A 20,374-nucleotide genomic window follows, 5' to 3' on the forward strand; every position below is an offset into this window, starting at 1 on the left:
AATGCTTCGACGGCTCAGCCCTACACCGCAAAATACTCCTGTAGCGGTTTGACGGTCAGGTTGCCGCCCCTATAGGCCACGATACCCTCGACCGCGGCGGTGGCGCCGGGGATGGTCGTGTAATAGGGCACCTTGGAGAGCAGGGCGGCGCGGCGGATGTCGCGGCTGTCGGAGACAGCCTTGATGCCGTCGGTGGTGTTGATCACCAGTTGCACGTCACCGTTCTTGATGGCGTCGACGATGTGCGGGCGGCCTTCGAGGACCTTGTTGATCTTGGTGCACTCAATGCCCTTTTCGGCAAGGAAGCGCTGCGTGCCGCCGGTGGCGATGACCTTGAAGCCGGCCTGGGCGAGCTGCCGGACGGGCTCAATCATGCCAGGCTTGTCGTCGTCGCGGACCGAGACGAAGACTGTACCTTCCTTGGGGACCTTCTGTCCGGCGCCGAGCTGGGACTTGGCGAAGGCGATGGCGAAATCGGTATCGAGGCCGATGACTTCGCCGGTCGACTTCATTTCCGGGCCGAGGACGGTGTCGACGCCGGGGAAGCGCGAGAAGGGGAAGACGGCTTCCTTGATGCCGATGTGCTTGATCTCGCGCTCGACGAGGTTGAACGCGGCAAGCGGCTCCCCGGCCATGATGCGGGACGCGATCTTGGCGATGGGGTATCCGATGACCTTGGCGACGAAGGGAACCGTGCGCGAGGCGCGGGGGTTCACTTCGAGGACGTAGAGGGTTTCGTCCTTCAAGGCGAACTGCACGTTCATCAGGCCGCCGACATTGAGGCCGCGGGCGAGCGCCGCCGCCTGGCGCTTGAGCTCTTCGATGATCTTCGAACTCAGCGAGTGCGGAGGCAGCGAGCAGGCGCTATCGCCCGAATGGATGCCCGCCTCTTCGATATGCTCCATGATGCCAGCGACGAAGACGTCCTTGCCGTCCGAGAGGCAATCGACGTCGATTTCGACCGCGCCTTCGAGATAGCTGTCGAAGAGGAGCGGGTTGTTGGCGAGGACCGAGTTGATCTGGCCGGTCTTGTCGTTGGGGTATTTGAAGCGGATTTCGGGGGGGACGAGCTCGGTCAGTGTCGACTGGATATAGCGCTCGAATTCCTCGGCTGAGTTGCAGATGATCATGGCGCGGCCGCCCAGCACGTTGGAGGGGCGGATGACCAGCGGGAAGCCCAGTCCATCGGCCACCATGCGCGCCTGTTCGAGCGAATAGGCGATGCCGTTCTTCGGCTGGGTGAGATCGAGCCGGTTCAGGAGTTTCATGAACTGGTCGCGGTCTTCGGCCAGGTCAATCTTTTCGGGCTGGGTGCCGAGGATCGGGACGCCCGCGCGCTCGACGGCGCTGGCGAGCTTCAACGGCGTCTGGCCGCCGAACTGGACGATGACACCATGGAGCGTGCCATTTTCCTTTTCGGTGGTCAGGATTTCGATGACGTCTTCTTCCGTCAGCGGCTCGAAATAGAGGCGGTCGGAGGTGTCGTAGTCGGTCGAAACCGTTTCGGGATTGCAGTTGACCATGATGGTCTCATAGCCCGCGTCCGAGAGCGCGAAGGCGGCGTGACAGCAGCAATAGTCGAACTCGATGCCCTGGCCTATGCGGTTCGGGCCGCCGCCGAGGATCACGACCTTTTTCTTGTCCGAGGGCCGGGCTTCGTCGGCGGGGGTGCCGGCGAAGGGGGCTTCGTAGGTCGAGTACATGTAAGCGGTGGGTGAGGCGAATTCGGCGGCGCAAGTATCGATGCGCTTGTAGACGGGCCGGACGCCGAGATCGGTGCGGTGGTTGAGCACTTCCTTGGCGGTCTTGCCGGTCAACTCGGCGAGGCGGGCGTCGGAGAAGCCCATCGCCTTCAATTGCCGCATGGCGCCCGCGGTTTCAGGCAAGCCGAATTCGCGGACTTTCGCTTCCATGTCGACGATGGACTGGAACTGTTCGAGGAACCACGGATCGATGCGGCAGGCCTCGTGGATCATCTTATGGTCGTAGCCCAGCCGCATGGCTTCGGCGACCCAGAGCAGGCGGTCGGGCGTCGGCGTGCCGAGCGCGGCGCGGATGGCGTTCTTGTCGTCGCCTTCGCCGAGGCCGGGAATGCCGATTTCGTTGAGGCCCGTCAGGCCGGTTTCGAGCGAGCGCAGGGCCTTCTGGAAGGATTCGGGGAAGCTGCGGCCAATCGCCATGGCTTCGCCGACGGATTTCATCGACGTGGTGAGGCGGTTGTCGGCGCCGGGGAATTTCTCGAAGGCGAAGCGGGGGATCTTGGTGACGACATAGTCGATGGTCGGCTCGAACGACGCCGGGGTGGCGCCGCCGGTGATGTCGTTTTCGAGCTCGTCGAGGGTGTAGCCGACCGCCAGACGCGCGGCGACCTTGGCGATGGGGAAGCCGGTGGCCTTCGAGGCGAGGGCGGAGGAGCGGGAAACGCGCGGGTTCATCTCGATGACGATCATGCGGCCGTCTTCGGGATTGATGGCGAACTGGACGTTGGACCCGCCGGTTTCGACACCGATCTCGCGCAGGACGGCCAGCGAGGCGTCGCGCATGATCTGGTATTCCTTGTCGGTCAGGGTCAGCGCGGGGGCGACGGTGATCGAATCGCCGGTGTGGACGCCCATGGGGTCGACGTTCTCGATCGAGCAGACGATGATGCAGTTGTCCTTCTTGTCGCGGACAACCTCCATTTCATACTCTTTCCAGCCGAGGACGGATTCCTCGATCAGCACCTCGTTGGTTGGGGAGGCGTCGATGCCAGATTCGCAGATGGCGAGGTATTCCTCGCGGTTGTAGGCGATGCCGCCACCCGTTCCGCCAAGCGTGAAGCTGGGGCGGATGATTGCCGGCAGGCCGATATCCTCGAGCGCCTGGAGGGCCTCGATGGTGTTGTGGGCCAGGCGGGATTTGGGGGTGGAGAGGCCGATCTTGTCCATCGCGTCGCGGAACAGTTCGCGGTCCTCGGCCTTGTCGATGGCCTCGGCGTTGGCGCCGATCATCTCGACGCCATACTTTTCAAGCACGCCCATCTTGTTGAGCGAGAGGGCGCAGTTGAGCGCGGTCTGGCCGCCCATGGTGGGCAGGAGCGCGTCGGGGCGTTCCTTTTCGATGATCTTGGCGACGACCTCGGGGGTGATCGGCTCGACATAAGTCGCGTCCGCCATATCCGGGTCGGTCATGATGGTGGCCGGGTTCGAGTTGACCAGGATGATGCGGTAGCCTTCCTCACGCAGCGTCTTGCACGCTTGGGTCCCCGAATAGTCGAACTCGCAGGCCTGGCCGATAATAATCGGTCCAGCCCCGATGATGAGGATGGATTTGATATCTGTGCGTTTGGGCATTCTGGCTCTCGTGCAGCAAACCGGCGTCACGGAACGAAACCGTGCGCGAAGGCTTTGTGACTCTCTCGGCTAGGCGGTCTCCATAGACCAAGCAACCGGCGATTTCCAGCACCGAAAGGAGGATTCTTTCGGTCGATGTGCTGGCGCCGCCGGCTTTGCACATGGGGGTGGCATTTTTGAACGTATGCGATAGGTTAGTGATTTCAATTCGAAATCATTAAATTCCTAGAAGTGAGTGAATTGGGAAGTTGCTATCCTTGAGCCATAGTAGTAATCGCCTTCTAGGCAGGAGATCCCCATGACTGAGTGTTTGGCCAGTGTTCAGCGTGACGAATACGATAGGTTTCGACATATCGTTGGGGATGACCTCGACTGGCCAAAAACTTTTGATGAATTTGAGAAGTGCAACGCAGAGCGTTTGGCAAAGTTAAAGGCGCGGGGTGTCGATGTACAGACAGCACTTGTCACCTTTGACGAATTCGTTTCTTTCTGCCGTGATAGAGGAATGAAACAGGACGGATTTGCTTTTGGTGCTTTTGCTGTCTCTCAGGATTGGCCGATTTCGAGTTCTAAGAAGAAAAAGTGAGGTTCGAAGCCGATACCGTAAACTAATCAATAGACGTTGATATATAGGATATATTATGTCTAAGGATGGAAATATTTGGGCTGTCACTTTTGCGATCTGGATGGTGGGGGTTGGTATCCTTTATGTGTTTTGGAATTTCCATTTTCCAAATGACATGGTGGATCTCATCTGGGGGGGTGCGCTCTATATCATTGCTTTTTTCTACGTCTTGGCTCTTGGGCCGATTCGTGATTTTGTCGACTATCGGGTTTTTCGCGGTCGTCGGAATTGAATCGCTTAGATTTTCTGCCCTGTACGTTTTTGGCGGGGATTTGAATCTGCGCTGAAGAACGCCCTTACTCTTCAAGGGCGGTGCCTACCTTTCGGCGCGTCGGATTTTCATGACATTGCGGACAGACGGGAGGGCGGAATGGCGCAGCAACCGCTTATCGAACTCAATGACGGCAACACCATTCCCCAGATCGGGCTTGGGGTGTGGCGGCTGGAGGATGCCGACGCGCCAAGCGTGATCGCCGAGGCGATTGCGGCGGGCTATCGGCATATCGATACCGCGCAGGCCTATGGCAATGAGGCGGGCGTCGGGCGGGCGGTGCGCGAGGCTGCGGTGCCGCGTGAGGAGTTGTTCATCACCTCCAAGGAGCGCACCAGCCATCAGGGGTATGACAGCACCATGCGTTCGCTCGACGAATCGCTTGAGCGTATGGGGCTCGATTATCTGGACCTGTTTCTCATCCACTGGCCGGTGGCGATGCACGGACGGTTTGTCGATACGTGGCGGGCGTTCATCGATTTGCAGAAGCAGGGGCGGGTCCGGTCGATCGGGGTATCGAACTTCCTGCCCGAGCATATCGAGCAACTCGCCGAGGAAACCGGGGTGCTTCCGGCTGTCAACCAGCTTGAGCTGCATCCTTATTATCAGCAGCGCGACGTACGGGATTTCCACGAGCGGCATCATGTGGCGATCCAGAGCTATAGCCCACTCGGCAGCGGCGCCGTGCTTGCCGATGCGGAGATTGCCGGGATCGCTGCCGAACACGGCAAGTCGATCGCACAGGTCATCATCCGCTGGCATCTTCAGCAGGGGTTGATCGTGTTGCCCAAATCGGTGACGCCGTCGCGGATCCGGGAGAACATCGATGTCTTCGATTTCGACTTGAATTTGGACGACGTGACGCGGATCGATGCGCTCGATAGCCCGGATGGCAAAACGCTGCCCGAGCCGGCAGTGATGGATACGCTGTTTTGAGAATGGCTTCGAACATTTCGCATATCGCAATATCCAGGAGGGCATCATGACACAGCAACAGCTCGTGCGCCTCAACGACGGCGTTGACATCCCGCAACTTGGTTTGGGCGTTTTTCAGGTTCCGCCGGACGAAACCGAGTCGGTGGTCTCCGAGGCGCTGGCGGCCGGGTATCGGCATATCGATACGGCGGCAGCGTATCGCAATGAGGAAGGCGTTGGAGCGGCAATCGCCAATTCGGGGATCGCGCGCGACGAGATTTTCGTTACGACCAAGCTCTGGAACGCGCGCCACGGGTTTGACGAGACGCTCAGGGCGTTCGACGAGAGCATGAAGAAGCTGCGGCTCGATGTACTCGATCTCTATCTCATCCACTGGCCAATGCCGCACAAGGACCTCTACGTCGATACGTTCAAGGCGTTCATCAGACTCAAGGAACAGGGGCGCATCCGCTCCATCGGGGTTTCCAACTTTACCGAGGACCATCTGGCGCGGGTGATCGATGAAACCGGTGTGACGCCGTCGGTCAACCAGATCGAAGTGCACCCGGATTTCCAGCAGAGGGCTCTGCGTGCGTTTCAGGACGAGCGCGGGATCAAGACCGAGAGCTGGAGCCCGCTGGGACAAGGCAAACTGCTCGATCATCCGACGATCACCGCAATTGCGAAAAAGCATGGGAAGAGCCCGGCGCAGGCCATCATCCGCTGGCACCTCGATCTCGGGCTTATCGTGTTTCCCAAATCGGCGACGCCGTCGCGGATCCGGGAAAACCTCGATGTTTTCGATTTTCAGCTGGACGCGGACGATCTTGGCGCGATTGCGCAGATGGACGATCCGAACGGACGCGATGGGCCGGACCCGCGCGAGTTCCGGGTGGAATAGAGACTTCGGCGCTATAAATAGCGCTTGAAGCCCTCGTGGGACTGGGAAAAACCGATGCGGTTATAAAACCGGTGGGCGTCCTTGCGCAGCTTGTTGGAGGTGAGCTGCGCCATGCCGCAGCCGCGTGCCTTTGCCGTTTCCACGGCCCAATCCATCATGGCGGCGCCGATGCCCTTGCTGCGGTGGCCTGGCGCGACGTGGACCGCTTCGATGGTGCAGCGCCATTGACCCTGACGGGCGATACCCGGCGTGAAGGTCAACTGGAACGTGCCGACGGGGGTGCCGGCGATTTCGGCGATCATCAGCATCTGATTGGGATCGGCGTCGATGGCCGCGAAGGCGTCGCGATAGGGCGGTGCCAAAGGGTCGGGATCTTCACCTGAGTCGACGACGCTGTCTTCGTGAATGAGCCCGACGATGAAGGGCAGATCGTCCAGTGTGGCGGGGCGGAAGGTGAGATCAGGCTGGATCGGCATGGATGTGCTCAGGACAATGTGACGGGTTCTCCTAGCGCGGTTCGATGACTTTGGCGAGATCGGACGTTAGTATTGGAGCCCAAGCGCGGGCCGCAACGCTGGAGGAGAAGATGGCGGAGCCGGGCGAGAAAAGGGGGCTGTTGCTGACGATTACGGACGCGCTGCGCATTCCGCGCGCGGTGGTGCCGCATATCCGGCGGTTCGGGTTCAGTGGAGCACTGGTGGTTACGATCATCGTTCTGATGATTTTCGGGATCACGCCGATCACCATCATCACCAACAGCTACGATCCGCCACGGCCCTGGACCTCCAAGGACAATATACCAGCGGCGGACGCGCCTGCAGAAGATCTCGAGCGGTATATGGACGCGGTGTTCCGGGAGGCGCGGCGGGGGTGGATCAATATGTTCCTTGTCAACGGCATCGGGTATATCGCGCCTTCGCTCGATTTTATCTCGGAGGGCACCGAGGGCCCATGCGGGTATACGCGGCTGCCGTATGGACCGGCCTATTGCGCGGAGGAAAACGCGCTCGTGGTCGATCTGGACGCTTATGCGCGGCTGGCGCGGGCCAATGGCGAGGCGGGGCATATGGCGCAAGCCTACCTGCTGGCACATGCCTATGGCGTGCAAGTGCAAACGGTCCTGCAACGGCTTTCAAGCGTGGGACGCAGGCGTGAAGCGCTGACGGAGATGCAGCGGGACGTCTTCGATTATCAGTTGCAGTTGCAACCCCATTGCATGGCCGGGATCTGGGCGGCGTGGGCGGGGCTGCCCAACATCACCGAGAATCGGGAGATCATCGCATTGGTGGGGCAGGCCGAGGCTCTGCGCGACAGCGGGATCGACTTCGACCTTCGGCCTTCGATCAACGAGCAGACCGACTGGTTCACCGCAGGGTATGACCTGCCTGTACCGGGGGAATGCGATCCGTTCAACAACCTGCCGGATGCCAGCGCCGTCGTGGTTTAGGGGGCGAACGCTTATGGATGACGGGGTGGGGGAAAGTTCGTACGGCCAAATCTCCAGACTGAGTTTCCGCTAAATCATCGCCACCAGCCGCGCCGCATCCGTCCCGGCGGGCAGCGTGCCCAGGGTGTGGCCCCAGTCGTTGCCAAGGCGGGTGCGGGCGAAAATTTCGCCGGCGAAGGGGTCGGGCTGTTTGAGCAAAATAGCCGCCTGCAAGAGAAGCGCGAGGCGCTCGGTGATGCGGCGGGCGGCGGTTTCGGTGGCGGTTTTGAGTTCGGCATAGGTGCCGTCGAGCGCGGCGTCATAGGCGGGGCTCGCGCCGCGTGCGGCTTCAAGTTCGGTCCGCAAGGCCTCGAAGCTTTCGGGAGCCTTGGCGAGCGTGCGCAGGACATCGAGACAGATGATGTTGCCCGAGCCTTCCCAGATACCGTTCAAGGGCGCTTCACGGTAGAGGAAGGGCAAGGGTGTGTCCTCGATAAAGCCCATGCCGCCGATTATTTCCATCGCCTCGACGACGACCGGCGGGCAGCGCTTGTTGTTCCAGTATTTGGCAAGTGCGACCGTGAGCCGGGCGAAGGCGCGTTCGCTTTCGTCTGCATCGGAGCGGTCGAAAGCCCAGGCGGTGCGCATGGCAGCGGTCAGTGCGCCCAGCCATTCGAGCGTGAGGTCGGCGAGGAGCGCCTGCATAAGAGGTTGTTCGATCAGTGGTTTACCAAAGGCGGAGCGGTTTTCGGCCCAGTATTTGGCTTCCGATAACGCGCGGCGCATGAGGCCCGCAGGGGCGATGGCGGTATCCAATCGGGTGTGGTGAACCATTTCCAAAATGGTGCGGACGCCGTCTCCCGGCTCGCCGAGGATTTCGGCGTACGCGCCTGCGTATTCGATCTCGGCGGAGGCGTTGGCGCGGTTGCCGAGCTTGTTCTTCAACCGCATCAAATGGATGGCGTTGCGAGTGCCATCGGGGCGCCAGCGCGGAGCGATGAAGCAGGTGAGGCCTTCGGGAAGCTGCGCAAGGGTCAGGAAGGCGTCGGACATGGGGGCCGAGCAGAACCATTTGTGGCCGGTAAGCCGATAGGCGCCGTCGGCGGGCTCGGCGCGGGTTGTGTTGGCGCGGACGTCCGAGCCGCCCTGCTTTTCGGTCATCGCCATGCCGATGGTGGCGCCGTGCTTTTCCTCGAGCGGTTCGTCGGTGGGGTCGTAGGCGCGGTTGAGAGCCAGGGACCTGAGACTTGCTGCGAGTCCGTCGCCTTTCGAAAGGGCAGGGATGGCGGCATAGGTCATGGTCATGGGGCAGCAGACGCCTGGTTCTACCTGGGTCATGAGGTAGACCATTGCCGCATGGGCGGGATGGCCGCCGGGGGCGTTGGTGGTCCAGGGCAGGGCGGCGTAGCCTGCGCCGATCCCTTCGCGCATGAGGGCGTGATAGGCGTCGGGGTAGAGAACGGTATCGATGCGGCGGCCGGCGGTATCGAAGGGCTGGAAGTCCGGAGTTGGGCCGATGGCGAGGCGGTGGCCGGCGGCGACCATATCGGCCATGCCGATCACGCCGCCCAGCGATTCCGGAGCGAGGCCGGTTTCGGGCGCGGCGCCCTCAAGCGCGGCTCTTAAGGGCGCGTCGGCCTCCCAGAGCGGAAGGTCGCCGCGGGGCGCGGGCTGGTTTTCCACCGTATGGGTCGAAAGATCGGTCCGAGGGCGAAAGGCGCACATGGTTGATCCTCCCGGAGTTTGTCTCCGAGTGGACGCCCGCGAGGCGGGGGATGTCAATATCACGCTTGACAATAACTAATTTGTTATATAGCTATTTGGTTTATTAAATAGGAGGTGATCGTGCTCAAACAGATGATAGTCGCGTTTGCCGCTGTTGCGGCGCTCGCCATCACAGTCCCCGCAAATGCCCAGACCGAAGGAGCATCCGGCATGAATGCGCCCGCCAGCACAGGCCGCGTCCCCGTCAATGGCGTCGAGCTTTACTACGAAATCCACGGTAAGGGTTCGCCTTTGGTGATGCTGCACGGGGGCGTCAACCCATCCGAGCTGTTCGGCGCGCCGCTGGCCGAAATGGCCAAGGCCCATCAGGTGATCGCGGTCCATTTGCGCGGGCACGGTTTGAGTACCGATACCGACGCCCCTTGGCGTTACGAGCAAATGGCCGATGATGTTGCGGCGCTTCTGGACGCGTTGGATATCGAAACGGCCGATGTCATGGGCTGGTCGCTGGGAGGCGGTGTTGCCTTGCAGACAGCGATCCGTCATCCGGAGCGCGTGGGTAAGCTCGTCGTTGTTTCAAAGAATGTACGTCACGACGGCAATTTCCCTGAGATCCAGGCCCAGTTCGAGGCGATGCCGGGCATGGCGGCAGAGATCGCGCGCGGCGTTGCGCAGTCGCCGCTGGCGGAAATGTATCCCGAGATCGATTGGGAGGTGATGTTTCGCAAGACAGGCGAGATGAACGCCGCGCATTACGACTGGTCGGACGACGTTGCCGATATTGCCGCACCGACGCTGCTTGTCTTTGCGGACGCCGATATGATGCCGCCCGAGCATATGGCCGAGATGTACAGGCTTCTGGGCGGGGGGGCGCGCGACGCCGGACTTGACGGGTCGTTGCGTCCAACGCCCAATCAGCTCGCGATCATCCCGGGCACGACGCACTACAATCTGATGCAGGAAGCCACCACGACCGTCACCGATCACGCCAAGGCGTTTCTGGCCGATTAGGTGGTTCGATTGCAAGGCGGGGCGGGCCGGACGGCTCGCCCCGTTTTGCGTTGCGCTAGAGCGCGATGCGGTAGACGCCGAATCCGGTTTCGCTTGTCTCGCCGGTTGGCTCGATGGCGATGGCGGTGACGTCGGCAAGGTGCTGTTCGGCGGCGGGGCCGGTTTCGAACAGAACCGAAGTGTCACCGATTTCGGCGAGCGACCAATTGCTGTCGGCGGCGGGGTTGATGGTGCCCTGGTCGACGATATAGCGCACGATGATGTCGCGGTTGGTGTCCGGGCCGATGAAGACGACCTTGTCCGGGCCTATGCCGGGGAAGTGCCCGCCGCCGCCGGCGCGGTAGTTGTTGGTGGCGACGAGGAACTCCTGATCCGGGTCGATGGGCGCGCCCTCGAACATCAGATCGACGATCCGGTTGGCATCGGGATTGAGCACTTCCTTGCCGTCCGAGGAATATCTGGAGGGCTGGGTCAGGTCGATCTTGTAGGTCACCCCGTCGATCACGTCGAAATTGTAGGACGGGAATTCAGGGTTGATGAGCGGCGCATCGGTCGCGCCCGGTTCGATCTGGTTGAAGATGCCCGCGGAGCGTTCGAGCCAGTTCTTGACGTCGGCGCCGGTGATCTTCACCGCCTGGATGGTGTTGGGATAGAGGTAGAGATCCGCAACGTTCTTGATGGCGACCGGGCCGACGGGGACGTCGGTATAATAGGTCGGGCCGCCACGGCCGCCGGCCTTGAAGGGCGCGGCAGCGGAAAGGATCGGCAGGCCTTCCATCTCGGTGCCCGGAGCCATCTGCTCCATGTACCATTTCTGCGCGATGTTGACGATCTGGACGGACGGATCGTCGGCCACAAGCGCGAAATAGGAGTGGAGCGGCGCAGCGGTTTCGCCAACGGCGCGGCGGATATAGTCGAGGGTTTCCTGGTGCGCGGTTTCGACCGAGGCGACGACGTCAGCGTCGGATTCCACCAGCGGGGTCACCGTGCGGTCGACGCGTTCGAAGATCGGGCGGGCTTCGGAGGTGTGCGAGAGGACTGACCAGGTGTCGTCGTCGCCTTTTTCGAGCAGCAGGTCGATCAGCCCCATATGGCTGCCCCAGAAGCCGGCCATGACGGCAGGGGTGCCCATGAGGGTGCCGTTTTCAATGTCGGCGCCTTCGACGTCGGCGTAGTCGGGGCCGGGGAAGACGAGGTGGTGGTGACCGGTCAGGATCGCGTCGATGCCATCAACGCCGCCGAGGTAGAGCGAGGCGTTTTCCATGCCTGGCACGTAGCCTTCACCGTTGATACCCGAGTGCGACAGCGCGACGATGATGTCGGCGCCTTCTGCCTTCATTTTCGGGACATAGGCTTCGGCCGTTTCCACGATGTCGCGTACGACGACCTTGCCGTTGAGGTGCGCGCCGTCCCAGGTCAGGATCTGGGGCGGGGTGAAGCCGATGACGCCGATTTTGATGGGGTGGGTTTCGCCCGCGCCGTCGGTGAGTTCCTGATCGAGAATGACATACGGGGTATAGAGCGTGTCGTCGGCGAGCGGATCGTCGCCGAGTTCGGTGCCCTTGACCACGTTGGCGAGGACGACCGGGAACTGGGCTCCGGCCATCGAGGCTTCGAGGAATTCGAGGCCGTAGTTGAATTCGTGGTTGCCGATGGTGCCCGCCGCGTAGCCGAGGGTGTTCATGGCCGCGATGGTGGGATGCAGATCGGCGCCGTCGACGCCGCGTTCATAGGCAACATAGTCGCCCAGCGGGTTGCCCTGGATGGTATCGCCATTGTCGAAGAGAATGGCGTTGCCGGCTTCGGCGCGAATGGATTCGATAATCGAAGCGGTACGGGCGAGGCCCAAGGTATCGTTGGGGCCGTCGGCATAGTAGTCGTAGGGCATGATGGCGACGTGGATGTCCGTCGTTTCCATGATGCGCAGGTGAGCCTGACGCGATTGCGCCATGGCCGCGAACGGGTGCATGACGACGGCGGCGGCGCCCATGCTGGCGCTGCCGGCGAGGAATGCCCGGCGTGAAATGGAGGAAAAGAAGTTCATGATGTCCCTCCTGGTGGACGTTTTTTGTTTTACGAGAATCCTGACGCGCAGCAGTCCGGCGCGAATACGCTCCCCTTGCCGCAGTTGCGTGACGGCTGCATGACGCGCCGGGCGAAAGTAAGCGCCTTTTTTATCGGTTGGTCAAATTTTCAAAAGGGACATGACCCGAGTGTGGAAAAGGAACGTGTCGTGAGGCGGACCGTTGCCTATGCTGAGAGCCCAACCGAAAACTCGCCAGTCCTCAACCGCCGAGTTTTCAGTTGGGCTCTGACATCGGGTGTCGAAGACGGGGGGCAATGCCATGCCGGGAAATATCGCGGACGTAACGGAGATCGGACTTGCCGATGACGGGCGGTTTCCTAATAGCCGGTTTCCGCTTATCGTTTATCGCAAGGTGCTGGCGGAGGGCGCTGTCTCGCCCGAGGCGTTCGAGCATCTTTTTGGCGAAAATGGATGGCCGCCGCAGTGGCGCGCGTCGGTTTTCACCTACCATCATTATCATTCGACGGCGCATGAAGTGCTGGGCGTAGCCTCGGGTAGCGCACGGGTGACGTTCGGTGGGCCGAAGGGGGAAACGCTGGCGCTCGAGACGGGCGACGTCGTGATCATTCCCGCAGGTGTCGCGCACAAGCGCGAGGAATCGAGTGACGATTTCCTCGTGGTCGGTGCATATCCGCCTGGGCAGCAATGGGACATGATGCGCGGGGAGGAAGGCGAGCGACCGGCGGCGGATGCGCGGATTGCCGAGGTCGCTACGCCGATCACCGATCCGGTTTCAGGGGAAAACGGACCGATGGTGGACGCTTGGCGTTGAGCGCTGTGTTTGTTTTGTCGGTCAGGCTCTAACCGAAAAAGTCCGTCAATTTTTCTGAAAACGCTTCTGTTTTCTGAAGGCGCTCTTGGAAGTTCGCTAACCCGGATTCCTCACGCTTTGCGTTCATTCGCTCCGCAATGCGGCGAGGAGCTGTTGGACCTGCGGCAAGGAACGAACGAACCGGAAGTATTCATTTTCCGGCGCCACCGCTTGCATTAGAGTTAGCCATACACCCATGCCATTGCCGCCATTGACGAAAATGACCCAGCCATCGTGGCTCGTGAGGTCATAAATCGCGATGGCATTTTCGCCCCAATCCGAGCCGCCGTGAAACACATAACGCGACTTTTCAAAGCCGGCGACGCTCCAACCGAGAGACTGTCCCGCTTCAATCGGGCATTGCGAGGTATCGTCCATAGTGCAGGGGGCGTGATCGGAGGTGTCGAGTACTGAGGTGGAGCGGGCATCGGCTGCTTCGCCCGTCAGCGGGGTCTCTTCCATCATCGCGATAAGCAACCGGGCATAGGCGGGTGCTGTAACAAACAGATTGTCCGCCGCGCTTGGCGGCATTTCTGCATCCCCGATGGGTTCATACACCGCCTCTCCGCGCTGCATGGGCATCGCAAGGCGGTCTGCGGGCGCACCAGCGGCACCGAGACTGACGTCGTTTTCGACGCCAGCAGGTCGGAGAACCCAGTCTTCAACGAGTTCGGCGAAGTCGGCATTCATGCGCCGCGCTGCGAATTCGGCGAGAATCTCATATCCGGCGCCGGAATAGGTAAACCCTGTCCCTGGATCCTGAATGAAGGCCAGACGACCGTCTTCATAGTTGTACGGCCAGTTCTTCAAACCCGCCTGATGGGAGAGCAATATCGCGGGCGTAAGCAATTCGTAGCGCGGATCGTCCGCCAGATCCGGATGAACATACTCACTCGCAACCGGTTCATGGAGCGAGAGTTTTCCGGCCTCCGCAAGACGCAGAACGAGTTCGGCCGTCACCGTCTTGGCGATAGAGGCCGTGTTGAAAAGGGTCGAGGCACTGGCAGGAACACCCGGTGCCTGTTCACCGGCATAGCCGCTCCACGCAACCTCGCCATTCTCGATACGGACTACGGCAAGGCCGGCCGACGGATAGGCCTTCAATGCGGAAGCCGCAGCGTCCGCGAACCCGGAAGGCGTATCTTGAGCCAAAGCACCCGTGCCAAAAAAGACGGCCAGAAGTATCGCGACTAAACGCATTTTTATACCCATTTCCAAGACGTGGCTGTTGAGATGAACTGTTTTCAGCAAGCCAATTGCCCTCCATCCGCTGCGGCAATGAAGGTGACTTTTTGAAGGTAACTTTGGTTGAGGGACACTATTGTGTCCGGTGGTGCGTTCGGGCGCCGCCTATTCCGCCAGTTCCGGAATGCCCTTTTGCTCACGTACGAGGTTCAAGAACCGCTTGAACAGGTAGTGTGCGTCATGCGGGCCGGGGCTGGCTTCGGGGTGGTACTGAACCGAGAAGATCGGCTTGCCTTCGACCGCGAGGCCGGCGTTCGAGCCGTCAAAGAGCGAGATATGGGTCTCGGTGACGCCAGCAGGCAGGCTATCGCGGTCGACGGCGAAGCCGTGGTTCATCGAGGTGATCTCGACCTTTCCGGTGGTCAGGTCCTTGACCGGATGATTCGCGCCGTGGTGGCCCTGGTGCATCTTGGCGGTCTTGGCGCCCAGCGCGAGGCCGAGAAGCTGGTGACCCAGACAGATGCCGAAGACCGGTTTACCCGTCTCGATGAGCGTCTTGATCGTCGGGACGGCATATTCGCCCGTCGCGGCGGGGTCGCCAGGGCCGTTGGAGAGGAAGATGCCGTCAGGGTTGTGTGCGAGGACGTCCTCAGCGGTTGCGGTAGCCGGAACTACAGTGACGCGGACGCCCTGGTCGGCGATGCAACGCAGGATATTGCGCTTTGCACCGAAATCGATGGCGACGACGTGGAACTGCGGATCTTCGACGCGGCCATAGCCTTCGCCCCAGCGCCAGCGGGTTTCGTCCCACTTATAGGTCTGGGTGGTCGAAACCTCCCTGGCGAGATCGAGACCTTCGAGACCGGGGAAGGCGCCGAGTTCGGCCTTGAGGGCCGTTTCATCGAATTTACCATCGGGGGCATGGGCGATCACGGCGTCGGCCATGCCCTTTTCACGGATAAGTGTGGTCAGCGCGCGGGTGTCCAGTCCCGCTATGCCGATGATGCCGCGCTTTTTGAGCCAGGCGTCGAGCTTTTCGGCGGCGCGGTAATTGGACGGGTTGGTGATATCGGTCTTGAGGACTGCGCCGCGCACGCCCGATGCGCCAGCCATGTTGACGGTTTCGATATCCTCGTCATTGGCGCCGACATTGCCGATATGGGGGAAAGTGAAGGTGATGATCTGGCCGGCATAGGAGGGGTCTGTCAGGATTTCCTGATAACCCGTCATCGCCGTGTTGAAGCAGACCTCTCCAGCCGCCGCGCCCACGGCACCGATACCGCGGCCCTCCAGGCGCGTTCCATCGCGCAGGATCAGGACGGCGGTGGGAGGTGTTTCTTGCCAGCCGGACACGGGTGTTCTCCTTTTGATGTAAGGTACGCTACGGGCGTCGAGCGCGCGGGCGCAAACGACCGGTCACATTGTACCCATCGCGCGCGTTTTCAACCCAGTCAACGTAAGTCGGGCGGAAACTAAGGGAAGGCCGGGGATCGGTCAACCGGCTCCGTGAAATTGAAATCGAAGCTTTTTCAATAGCTTATAGAAATTCGTATCGTGGTAATGCGGAGGTTGGCATCGGCAGCGCGCTTGGGTATATGCTCGCGCGACAAAATTCACGCGGAAGGATACGAGCATGCGCGAGAAGATCAACGCAGCCATGAAGGATGCGATCAAGGCCCGCGATGCGCGCCGGACGACGACGCTTCGCCTTATCAATGCGGCTATCAAGGACCGCGAAATCGCCGCGCGCGGGGAGGGCAAGGAGGGAATCTCCGACGAGGAGGTCATGGCGCTTCTGCAGAAAATGGTGAAGCAGCGTGAGGAATCCGCCGGCATATACGCGGACGCCGGGCGTGCTGAGCTCGAGGCGCAGGAACGCGAGGAAATGGAGATCATCAAGGAGTTCCTGCCCAAGCCCTTGAGCGACGAGGACGTCGAGGCGGCCATCAAGGCGGCGATTTCCGAAACCGGGGCCGAGGGGTTGCGGGATATGGGCAAGGTCGTGGGCGTGCTCAAGGCCAAATATCCCGGGCAGATCGACTTCGGGAAGGCGTCCAAAGAGGTGAAGGCGCAGTTGGGCGGCTAGTGGTGCTGCACAGAGATTATGACAGGTTGCACGAACTCGCCCCCACCCCACCGTCATCCTCGCGCTTGACGCGAGGACCCGCTGCGCTGCCACGTCCGGAGCAGGCGTCGGGTGCATACCGCGTGCCGCAAGCGCGAAGCCTCCAACCCCTGCTCGGGGCGTAGAGAGCTTGCGGGTCCTCGCGTCAAGCGCGAGGATGACGGTGGAGGGGGCGGGAAGCGCTCGCGCAACCGGTCATAATCATTGTGCAGCAGAACTAATCCTCTGATAATCGGATACAATTCGGCGTTGGCGGACGCTGCGTGCTGACGTATGATGGCCCGGCTGTTGTCATAAAATTCGGGGACACTCCATGCCGGATACCAAATCCTCCTCGCGTATGCCGTCGATCCTGACCGGTTTGCGCGGCGTTCTCATGCTGCTTGCCGGGCTTTATGCCCTGTTCTTCCCGGGTATGGCGCTCTTGGTGCTGACGACCGTTGCCGCCGCGCTGTTCGTTGTCGACGGCGTTCTAGGGCTCTGGTCGATTACCTTTGGCGGCGGCAAGACCGGGAATTTCTGGTTCGACGTTATTCGCAACGCGCTCTCGATCATCGTCGGCGCGCTCATCCTGATCAGCCCGTTTCTGGGTACGCTGATCGCTGCAACTTTCCTCGTCTACCTCGTCGCCATTCAGGCGATCTTCGTGGGGGCGATGGAAATCACGGTTATTCTTCGCGAGCGTGAGCATTACGCCAAGATCTGGCCGGTGCTGCTGTCGGGCGCGCTTTATGTGATCTTCGGCGCGGTGCTGATTTTCATGCCGCTTATCGCTGCTGAAGTACTTGTGATGCTGGGCGGGATTTTGATCGCCATTTTTTCGCTGGGGCTGTTTGGGCTGGCGTGGCGGCTTTACAAGGCCGGGCACTAGGCTCAGGACTCATTGATCAGAGCCAGAAGATGACGGCTGCTGCGATGCAGATGGCCGAGAAGAAGGTGTGGGCGCATCGGTCGTAGCGGGTTGCGATGCGCCTCCAGTCCTTGAGCTTTGCGAAAAGGTTCTCGACCTTGTGGCGCTGACGGTAGAGCGCCTTGTTGTAGTCATACGGGACCTTGCGGTTGCGGCTCGAGGGAATACAGGGCTCGATGCCTCGTGCTTGAAGTTCCTGGCGGAACCAGGCGCTGTCGTAGCCGCGATCGGCGATCAGATGGGAGGCCGGCGGCAAGGCGTCGAGCACGAGGCGGGCGCCCGTGTGATCGCTCATCTGGCCTTCCGACAGGAGCAGGATGATCGGCCGACCTTCACCGTCGCAAACGGTGTGGAGCTTCGAGTTCAGTCCGCCCTTTGTTCGCCCGATGCGACGGGGAACAGCCCCTTTTTGAGCAGGCTCGCCGCGGTGCGGTGAGCCTTGAGATGCGTCGCGTCGATCATGATGCGCTCGGGTTTTGGCCCTTTGCCGGCGAGCCCGGCGAAGATGCGGTCGAAGACACCCATCCGGCTCCAGCGGATGAAACGGTTGTAGAGCGTCTTGTGCGGCCCGTAGCCGGCCGGCGCATCCTTCCACTGCAAACCGTTGCGGATCACATAGACGATGCCGCTCACAACCCGTCGGTCATCGACCCGCGGCACCCCATGCGACAGCGGAAAGAACGGAGATATCCGCGCCATCTGGCGCTCGCTCAGCAAAAACAAATCACCCATCAAGGCCTCCTGTTGGAAGCCGTGAATCACATCTCAAACGAAATTAATAGGTCCTGAGCCTAGCGGTTCTACACCCTCTCCATCGTCATCCGCGGGCTTGACCCGCGGACCTCACAGCGTTTTTGCTAACGCAGGAAGGGCTACAAGGTCGCCGGGTCAAGCCCGGCGATGACGAGGGTGGGGGAACGCTCTGCCCACAGAACAAGCGTAAGCAAGCATTTTCTTTTCATAGCGTCACTCACTACAGTGGAAAAGCTGTGAACAACGGATCGGCGCGTGACAAAATGTAGGGCAGTTCCTACTTAAAGGTCATGCGCTTTTCCGACACCTTCCTCGATGAGATTCGCAACCGCCTGCCGATTACGCAGGTGGTGGGCGAGCATGTGGTGTGGGACAAGCGCAAATCCCAGCCCGGCAGGGGCGATATGTGGGCGTGTTGCCCGTTTCATGGCGAGAAGAGCCCGAGCTTTCATGCCGACGACCGGCGCGGGCGGTATCACTGTTTCGGGTGCGGGGCGAGCGGGGACCATTTCCGGTTTCTGACCGAAAAGACGGGGATGAGCTTTCCCGAGGCTGTCGAGTTTCTCGCCGGGCGCGCTGGCGTGCCGATGCCGGAGCGGGATGCGCGGGCGGAAAAGCGGGATGCGGAGCGGCGGTCGCTCTACGATGTCATGGATATGGCCGCGACCTATTTCACCGAGGCGTTGGCGCATAATGTCGGTGCGCGGGCGCGTGGATATCTGATGGAGCGCGGGGTCTCCGGAGCGATGCAGCAGCGGTTCCGGATCGGGTTTGCGCCCGACAGCCGGAACGGGCTCAAGGAATTTCTGGCCGCGAACGGTGTGACGCTCGAGCAGATGACCGCTACGGGGCTTCTCGTGCATGGCGAGGATATCGCGGTGCCCTATGACCGGTTCCGCAACCGGCTGATGTTTCCGATTACCGATTTCAAAGGGCGCGTGATCGCGTTCGGCGGGCGGGCGCTTTCGGCGGATGTGGCGGCGAAATATCTCAATTCGCCGGAAACCGAGCTCTTTCACAAGCGCCAGACGCTTTATAACGGGCAGGCCGCGCGGCAAGCGGGGTATGACGGCAAGCCGATCGTGGTGGTCGAGGGGTATCTCGACGTGATCGCGGCGGTCGCGGCGGGGTTCGAGGGCGCCGTGGCGCCGCTCGGGACGGCGCTCACTGAGGATCATCTGACGCTTTTGTGGCGGATGACGGATATTCCCGTCTTGTGCTTTGACGGCGACAGCGCCGGGATACGGGCGGCGGAGCGATCCGCCGATATCGCGCTGCCAATGCTCAAGCCGGGGAAATCGGTGGCAATCTGTACGTTGCCGGACGGGCTCGATCCGGACGATCTGATCAAGCAGCGCGGGCGGCAGGCGTTCGAGGAGCTTATTTCCGGCGCGCGGCCCTTGGCGGATGCGGTCTGGGGCTTTGAGACGGCCGGGGGGATTCCCGAAGCGCCGGAAGCACGGGCGGCGCTCGAAGCACGGTTGCGCGAGCGGGCGGGGCGGATCGGGGACGTTTCGGTGCGCCGGCACTATCAACAGGCGTTCGACGAAAAGCTCTCGGCGCTGTTTTCGCATCAGCGCGGCCCTTATCAAGGGCGCGGGCGGGGGGGCAATTACGAGCGGCGGGGCGGGCAGCGTGGGTCGCCACGGACGCTTGTGAGCGAATCTTTGCGCAAGAGGTTACAGCAATCGGCGACCTCCCCGGACATCATGCCGCGCGAGGCGGTGATCGTGATGAGTCTCGTCAATCACCCCGAGCTGGCGCAGGCCCGGTTCGAGGCGCTGGCGGAGATCGAGTTTCAGTCGCTACCGGTGCGGCAGGTGATGGCGGCCTTTCTCGATCTGATCATGGTGCAGCCCGATCTGGGGCCGAATGCCGTGCACGAGGCGCTGATTGCGCGTGGTTTCGGGCCGGTTCTGGAGAAAATGCGGATGATCCTGGCACGCCAGGGGGTGTGGCAGATCGAGGCGGACAGTGCACAAAGTGACGCAGAGACCGGATTAAAACACGCGCTGGCCTTGCATTACAAATCGGTTCAACTAAATAGGGAGCTCAAAGCAGCCGAATTGGCGCTAGGCGAAGACCTGAGCGAAAACGCATTCGAACGGCTGCGGGACATCCAGAATCAGATTTCCAGTGTCGATGGTACAGAGGCATTGATCGAGGGATTTGGTTCGTTATCCGGGCGTGTGACGCGGAGCCTTTAGAAAAGAGGCGATTCGTGTCCGCGCGTTTTTGCGTGTTGGCATTGCGGGGCCGGCATGGGGAAAACCGGATGCGGGCCGGAACGGTGCAAAA

At 61.2% G+C, this 20,374-nt stretch carries 17 protein-coding genes; 10 read left to right on the forward strand and 7 right to left on the reverse strand.

What is annotated here, in order from left to right:
* Positions 1-20: 20 nt before the first annotated feature.
* Complete coding sequence (carB, locus tag LG281_RS17155; protein WP_404402881.1) at positions 21-3,332, reverse strand: carbamoyl-phosphate synthase large subunit; 3,312 nt, start codon at positions 3,330-3,332, stop codon at positions 21-23.
* A 298-nt stretch (positions 3,333-3,630) separates the two neighbouring features.
* Here carB and LG281_RS17160 point away from each other — a divergent pair, with 298 nt between their 5' ends.
* From LG281_RS17160 to LG281_RS17175, 4 genes are all read left to right on the forward strand, one after another.
* Positions 3,631-3,918, forward strand: a complete 288-nt coding sequence (locus LG281_RS17160; protein ID WP_404402883.1) for a hypothetical protein — start codon at positions 3,631-3,633, stop codon at positions 3,916-3,918.
* A gap of 55 nt (positions 3,919-3,973) precedes the next feature.
* Entirely contained in the window at positions 3,974-4,189 is a 216-nt protein-coding gene (locus tag LG281_RS17165; RefSeq protein WP_404402885.1) for a hypothetical protein, read from the forward strand.
* Between the two features lie 138 nt (positions 4,190-4,327).
* On the forward strand, positions 4,328-5,164 hold the full coding sequence (locus LG281_RS17170; RefSeq protein ID WP_404402887.1) for an aldo/keto reductase: 837 nt from the start codon (positions 4,328-4,330) through the stop codon (positions 5,162-5,164).
* Between the two features lie 46 nt (positions 5,165-5,210).
* The gene (locus LG281_RS17175) at positions 5,211-6,044 is read left to right on the forward strand and encodes an aldo/keto reductase (RefSeq protein WP_404402889.1); all 834 of its coding nucleotides are present in this window, start codon (positions 5,211-5,213) and stop codon (positions 6,042-6,044) included.
* Between the two features lie 11 nt (positions 6,045-6,055).
* Here LG281_RS17175 and LG281_RS17180 read toward each other — a convergent pair whose 3' ends face one another.
* Positions 6,056-6,520 (reverse strand): GNAT family N-acetyltransferase, encoded by a 465-nt coding sequence (locus tag LG281_RS17180; protein WP_404402891.1) that lies wholly within the window; start codon positions 6,518-6,520, stop codon positions 6,056-6,058.
* 110 nt (positions 6,521-6,630) lie between these two features.
* Here LG281_RS17180 and LG281_RS17185 point away from each other — a divergent pair, with 110 nt between their 5' ends.
* Entirely contained in the window at positions 6,631-7,491 is an 861-nt protein-coding gene (locus LG281_RS17185) for a neutral zinc metallopeptidase (RefSeq protein WP_404402893.1), read from the forward strand.
* 69 nt (positions 7,492-7,560) lie between these two features.
* Here the strand turns inward: LG281_RS17185 and LG281_RS17190 are convergent, their stop codons facing one another.
* The gene (locus tag LG281_RS17190; protein ID WP_404402895.1) at positions 7,561-9,195 is read right to left on the reverse strand and encodes an acyl-CoA dehydrogenase family protein; all 1,635 of its coding nucleotides are present in this window, start codon (positions 9,193-9,195) and stop codon (positions 7,561-7,563) included.
* Positions 9,196-9,315: 120 nt separating this feature from the next.
* Here LG281_RS17190 and LG281_RS17195 point away from each other — a divergent pair, with 120 nt between their 5' ends.
* Positions 9,316-10,206, forward strand: a complete 891-nt coding sequence (locus LG281_RS17195; protein ID WP_404402897.1) for an alpha/beta fold hydrolase — start codon at positions 9,316-9,318, stop codon at positions 10,204-10,206.
* 55 nt (positions 10,207-10,261) lie between these two features.
* Here the strand turns inward: LG281_RS17195 and LG281_RS17200 are convergent, their stop codons facing one another.
* Positions 10,262-12,250 carry a bifunctional 2',3'-cyclic-nucleotide 2'-phosphodiesterase/3'-nucleotidase gene (locus tag LG281_RS17200; protein WP_404402899.1) on the reverse strand — a complete coding sequence of 663 codons (1,989 nt, stop codon included), beginning with the start codon at positions 12,248-12,250 and terminating at the stop codon, positions 10,262-10,264.
* A 301-nt stretch (positions 12,251-12,551) separates the two neighbouring features.
* Here LG281_RS17200 and LG281_RS17205 point away from each other — a divergent pair, with 301 nt between their 5' ends.
* The gene (locus LG281_RS17205) at positions 12,552-13,064 is read left to right on the forward strand and encodes a cupin domain-containing protein (RefSeq protein WP_404402901.1); all 513 of its coding nucleotides are present in this window, start codon (positions 12,552-12,554) and stop codon (positions 13,062-13,064) included.
* A 123-nt stretch (positions 13,065-13,187) separates the two neighbouring features.
* On the opposite strand, the gene LG281_RS17210 is transcribed toward LG281_RS17205, so the two are convergent.
* Both LG281_RS17210 and carA read right to left on the reverse strand, forming a co-directional pair.
* Positions 13,188-14,303, reverse strand: coding sequence for a serine hydrolase domain-containing protein (locus LG281_RS17210; protein WP_404402903.1), 1,116 nt, complete (start codon positions 14,301-14,303; stop codon positions 13,188-13,190).
* A gap of 150 nt (positions 14,304-14,453) precedes the next feature.
* Positions 14,454-15,641 carry a glutamine-hydrolyzing carbamoyl-phosphate synthase small subunit gene (gene carA, locus LG281_RS17215; RefSeq protein WP_404402905.1) on the reverse strand — a complete coding sequence of 396 codons (1,188 nt, stop codon included), beginning with the start codon at positions 15,639-15,641 and terminating at the stop codon, positions 14,454-14,456.
* 280 nt (positions 15,642-15,921) lie between these two features.
* Between carA and LG281_RS17220 the strand changes: the two genes are divergently transcribed.
* Together LG281_RS17220 and LG281_RS17225 are read left to right on the forward strand one after the other, a co-directional pair.
* Positions 15,922-16,374 carry a GatB/YqeY domain-containing protein gene (locus tag LG281_RS17220; RefSeq protein WP_404402907.1) on the forward strand — a complete coding sequence of 151 codons (453 nt, stop codon included), beginning with the start codon at positions 15,922-15,924 and terminating at the stop codon, positions 16,372-16,374.
* A gap of 352 nt (positions 16,375-16,726) precedes the next feature.
* Positions 16,727-17,284, forward strand: a complete 558-nt coding sequence (locus tag LG281_RS17225; RefSeq protein WP_404402909.1) for an HdeD family acid-resistance protein — start codon at positions 16,727-16,729, stop codon at positions 17,282-17,284.
* A 16-nt stretch (positions 17,285-17,300) separates the two neighbouring features.
* Here the strand turns inward: LG281_RS17225 and LG281_RS17230 are convergent.
* A protein-coding gene (locus tag LG281_RS17230) for an IS5 family transposase (protein WP_404400528.1) occupies positions 17,301-18,055 on the reverse strand; the annotation gives its coding sequence in 2 pieces (ribosomal slippage) (positions 17,301-17,722 and positions 17,722-18,055; 756 coding nt in all).
* Between the two features lie 311 nt (positions 18,056-18,366).
* Here LG281_RS17230 and dnaG point away from each other — a divergent pair.
* Complete coding sequence (dnaG, locus tag LG281_RS17235) at positions 18,367-20,283, forward strand: DNA primase (RefSeq protein WP_404402911.1); 1,917 nt, start codon at positions 18,367-18,369, stop codon at positions 20,281-20,283.
* Positions 20,284-20,374 lie beyond the last annotated feature (91 nt).

This window comes from Pelagibacterium halotolerans, from assembly GCF_044811015.1.
Taxonomy (GTDB): Bacteria; Pseudomonadota; Alphaproteobacteria; order Rhizobiales; family Devosiaceae; genus Pelagibacterium; species Pelagibacterium halotolerans_A.

Coding starts and splice junctions, on each gene's coding strand:
- dnaG (WP_404402911.1), top strand. CDS start 18,367: ATGCGCTTTTCCGACACCTTCCTCGATGAGATTCGCAACCGCCTGCCG.
- LG281_RS17210 (WP_404402903.1), bottom strand. CDS start 14,303: ATGCGTTTAGTCGCGATACTTCTGGCCGTCTTTTTTGGCACGGGTGCT.
- LG281_RS17175 (WP_404402889.1), top strand. CDS start 5,211: ATGACACAGCAACAGCTCGTGCGCCTCAACGACGGCGTTGACATCCCG.
- LG281_RS17185 (WP_404402893.1), top strand. CDS start 6,631: ATGGCGGAGCCGGGCGAGAAAAGGGGGCTGTTGCTGACGATTACGGAC.
- carB (WP_404402881.1), bottom strand. CDS start 3,332: ATGCCCAAACGCACAGATATCAAATCCATCCTCATCATCGGGGCTGGA.
- LG281_RS17205 (WP_404402901.1), top strand. CDS start 12,552: ATGCCGGGAAATATCGCGGACGTAACGGAGATCGGACTTGCCGATGAC.
- LG281_RS17160 (WP_404402883.1), top strand. CDS start 3,631: ATGACTGAGTGTTTGGCCAGTGTTCAGCGTGACGAATACGATAGGTTT.
- LG281_RS17200 (WP_404402899.1), bottom strand. CDS start 12,250: ATGAACTTCTTTTCCTCCATTTCACGCCGGGCATTCCTCGCCGGCAGC.
- LG281_RS17225 (WP_404402909.1), top strand. CDS start 16,727: ATGCCGGATACCAAATCCTCCTCGCGTATGCCGTCGATCCTGACCGGT.
- LG281_RS17180 (WP_404402891.1), bottom strand. CDS start 6,520: ATGCCGATCCAGCCTGATCTCACCTTCCGCCCCGCCACACTGGACGAT.
- LG281_RS17220 (WP_404402907.1), top strand. CDS start 15,922: ATGCGCGAGAAGATCAACGCAGCCATGAAGGATGCGATCAAGGCCCGC.
- LG281_RS17165 (WP_404402885.1), top strand. CDS start 3,974: ATGTCTAAGGATGGAAATATTTGGGCTGTCACTTTTGCGATCTGGATG.
- LG281_RS17190 (WP_404402895.1), bottom strand. CDS start 9,195: ATGTGCGCCTTTCGCCCTCGGACCGATCTTTCGACCCATACGGTGGAA.
- LG281_RS17170 (WP_404402887.1), top strand. CDS start 4,328: ATGGCGCAGCAACCGCTTATCGAACTCAATGACGGCAACACCATTCCC.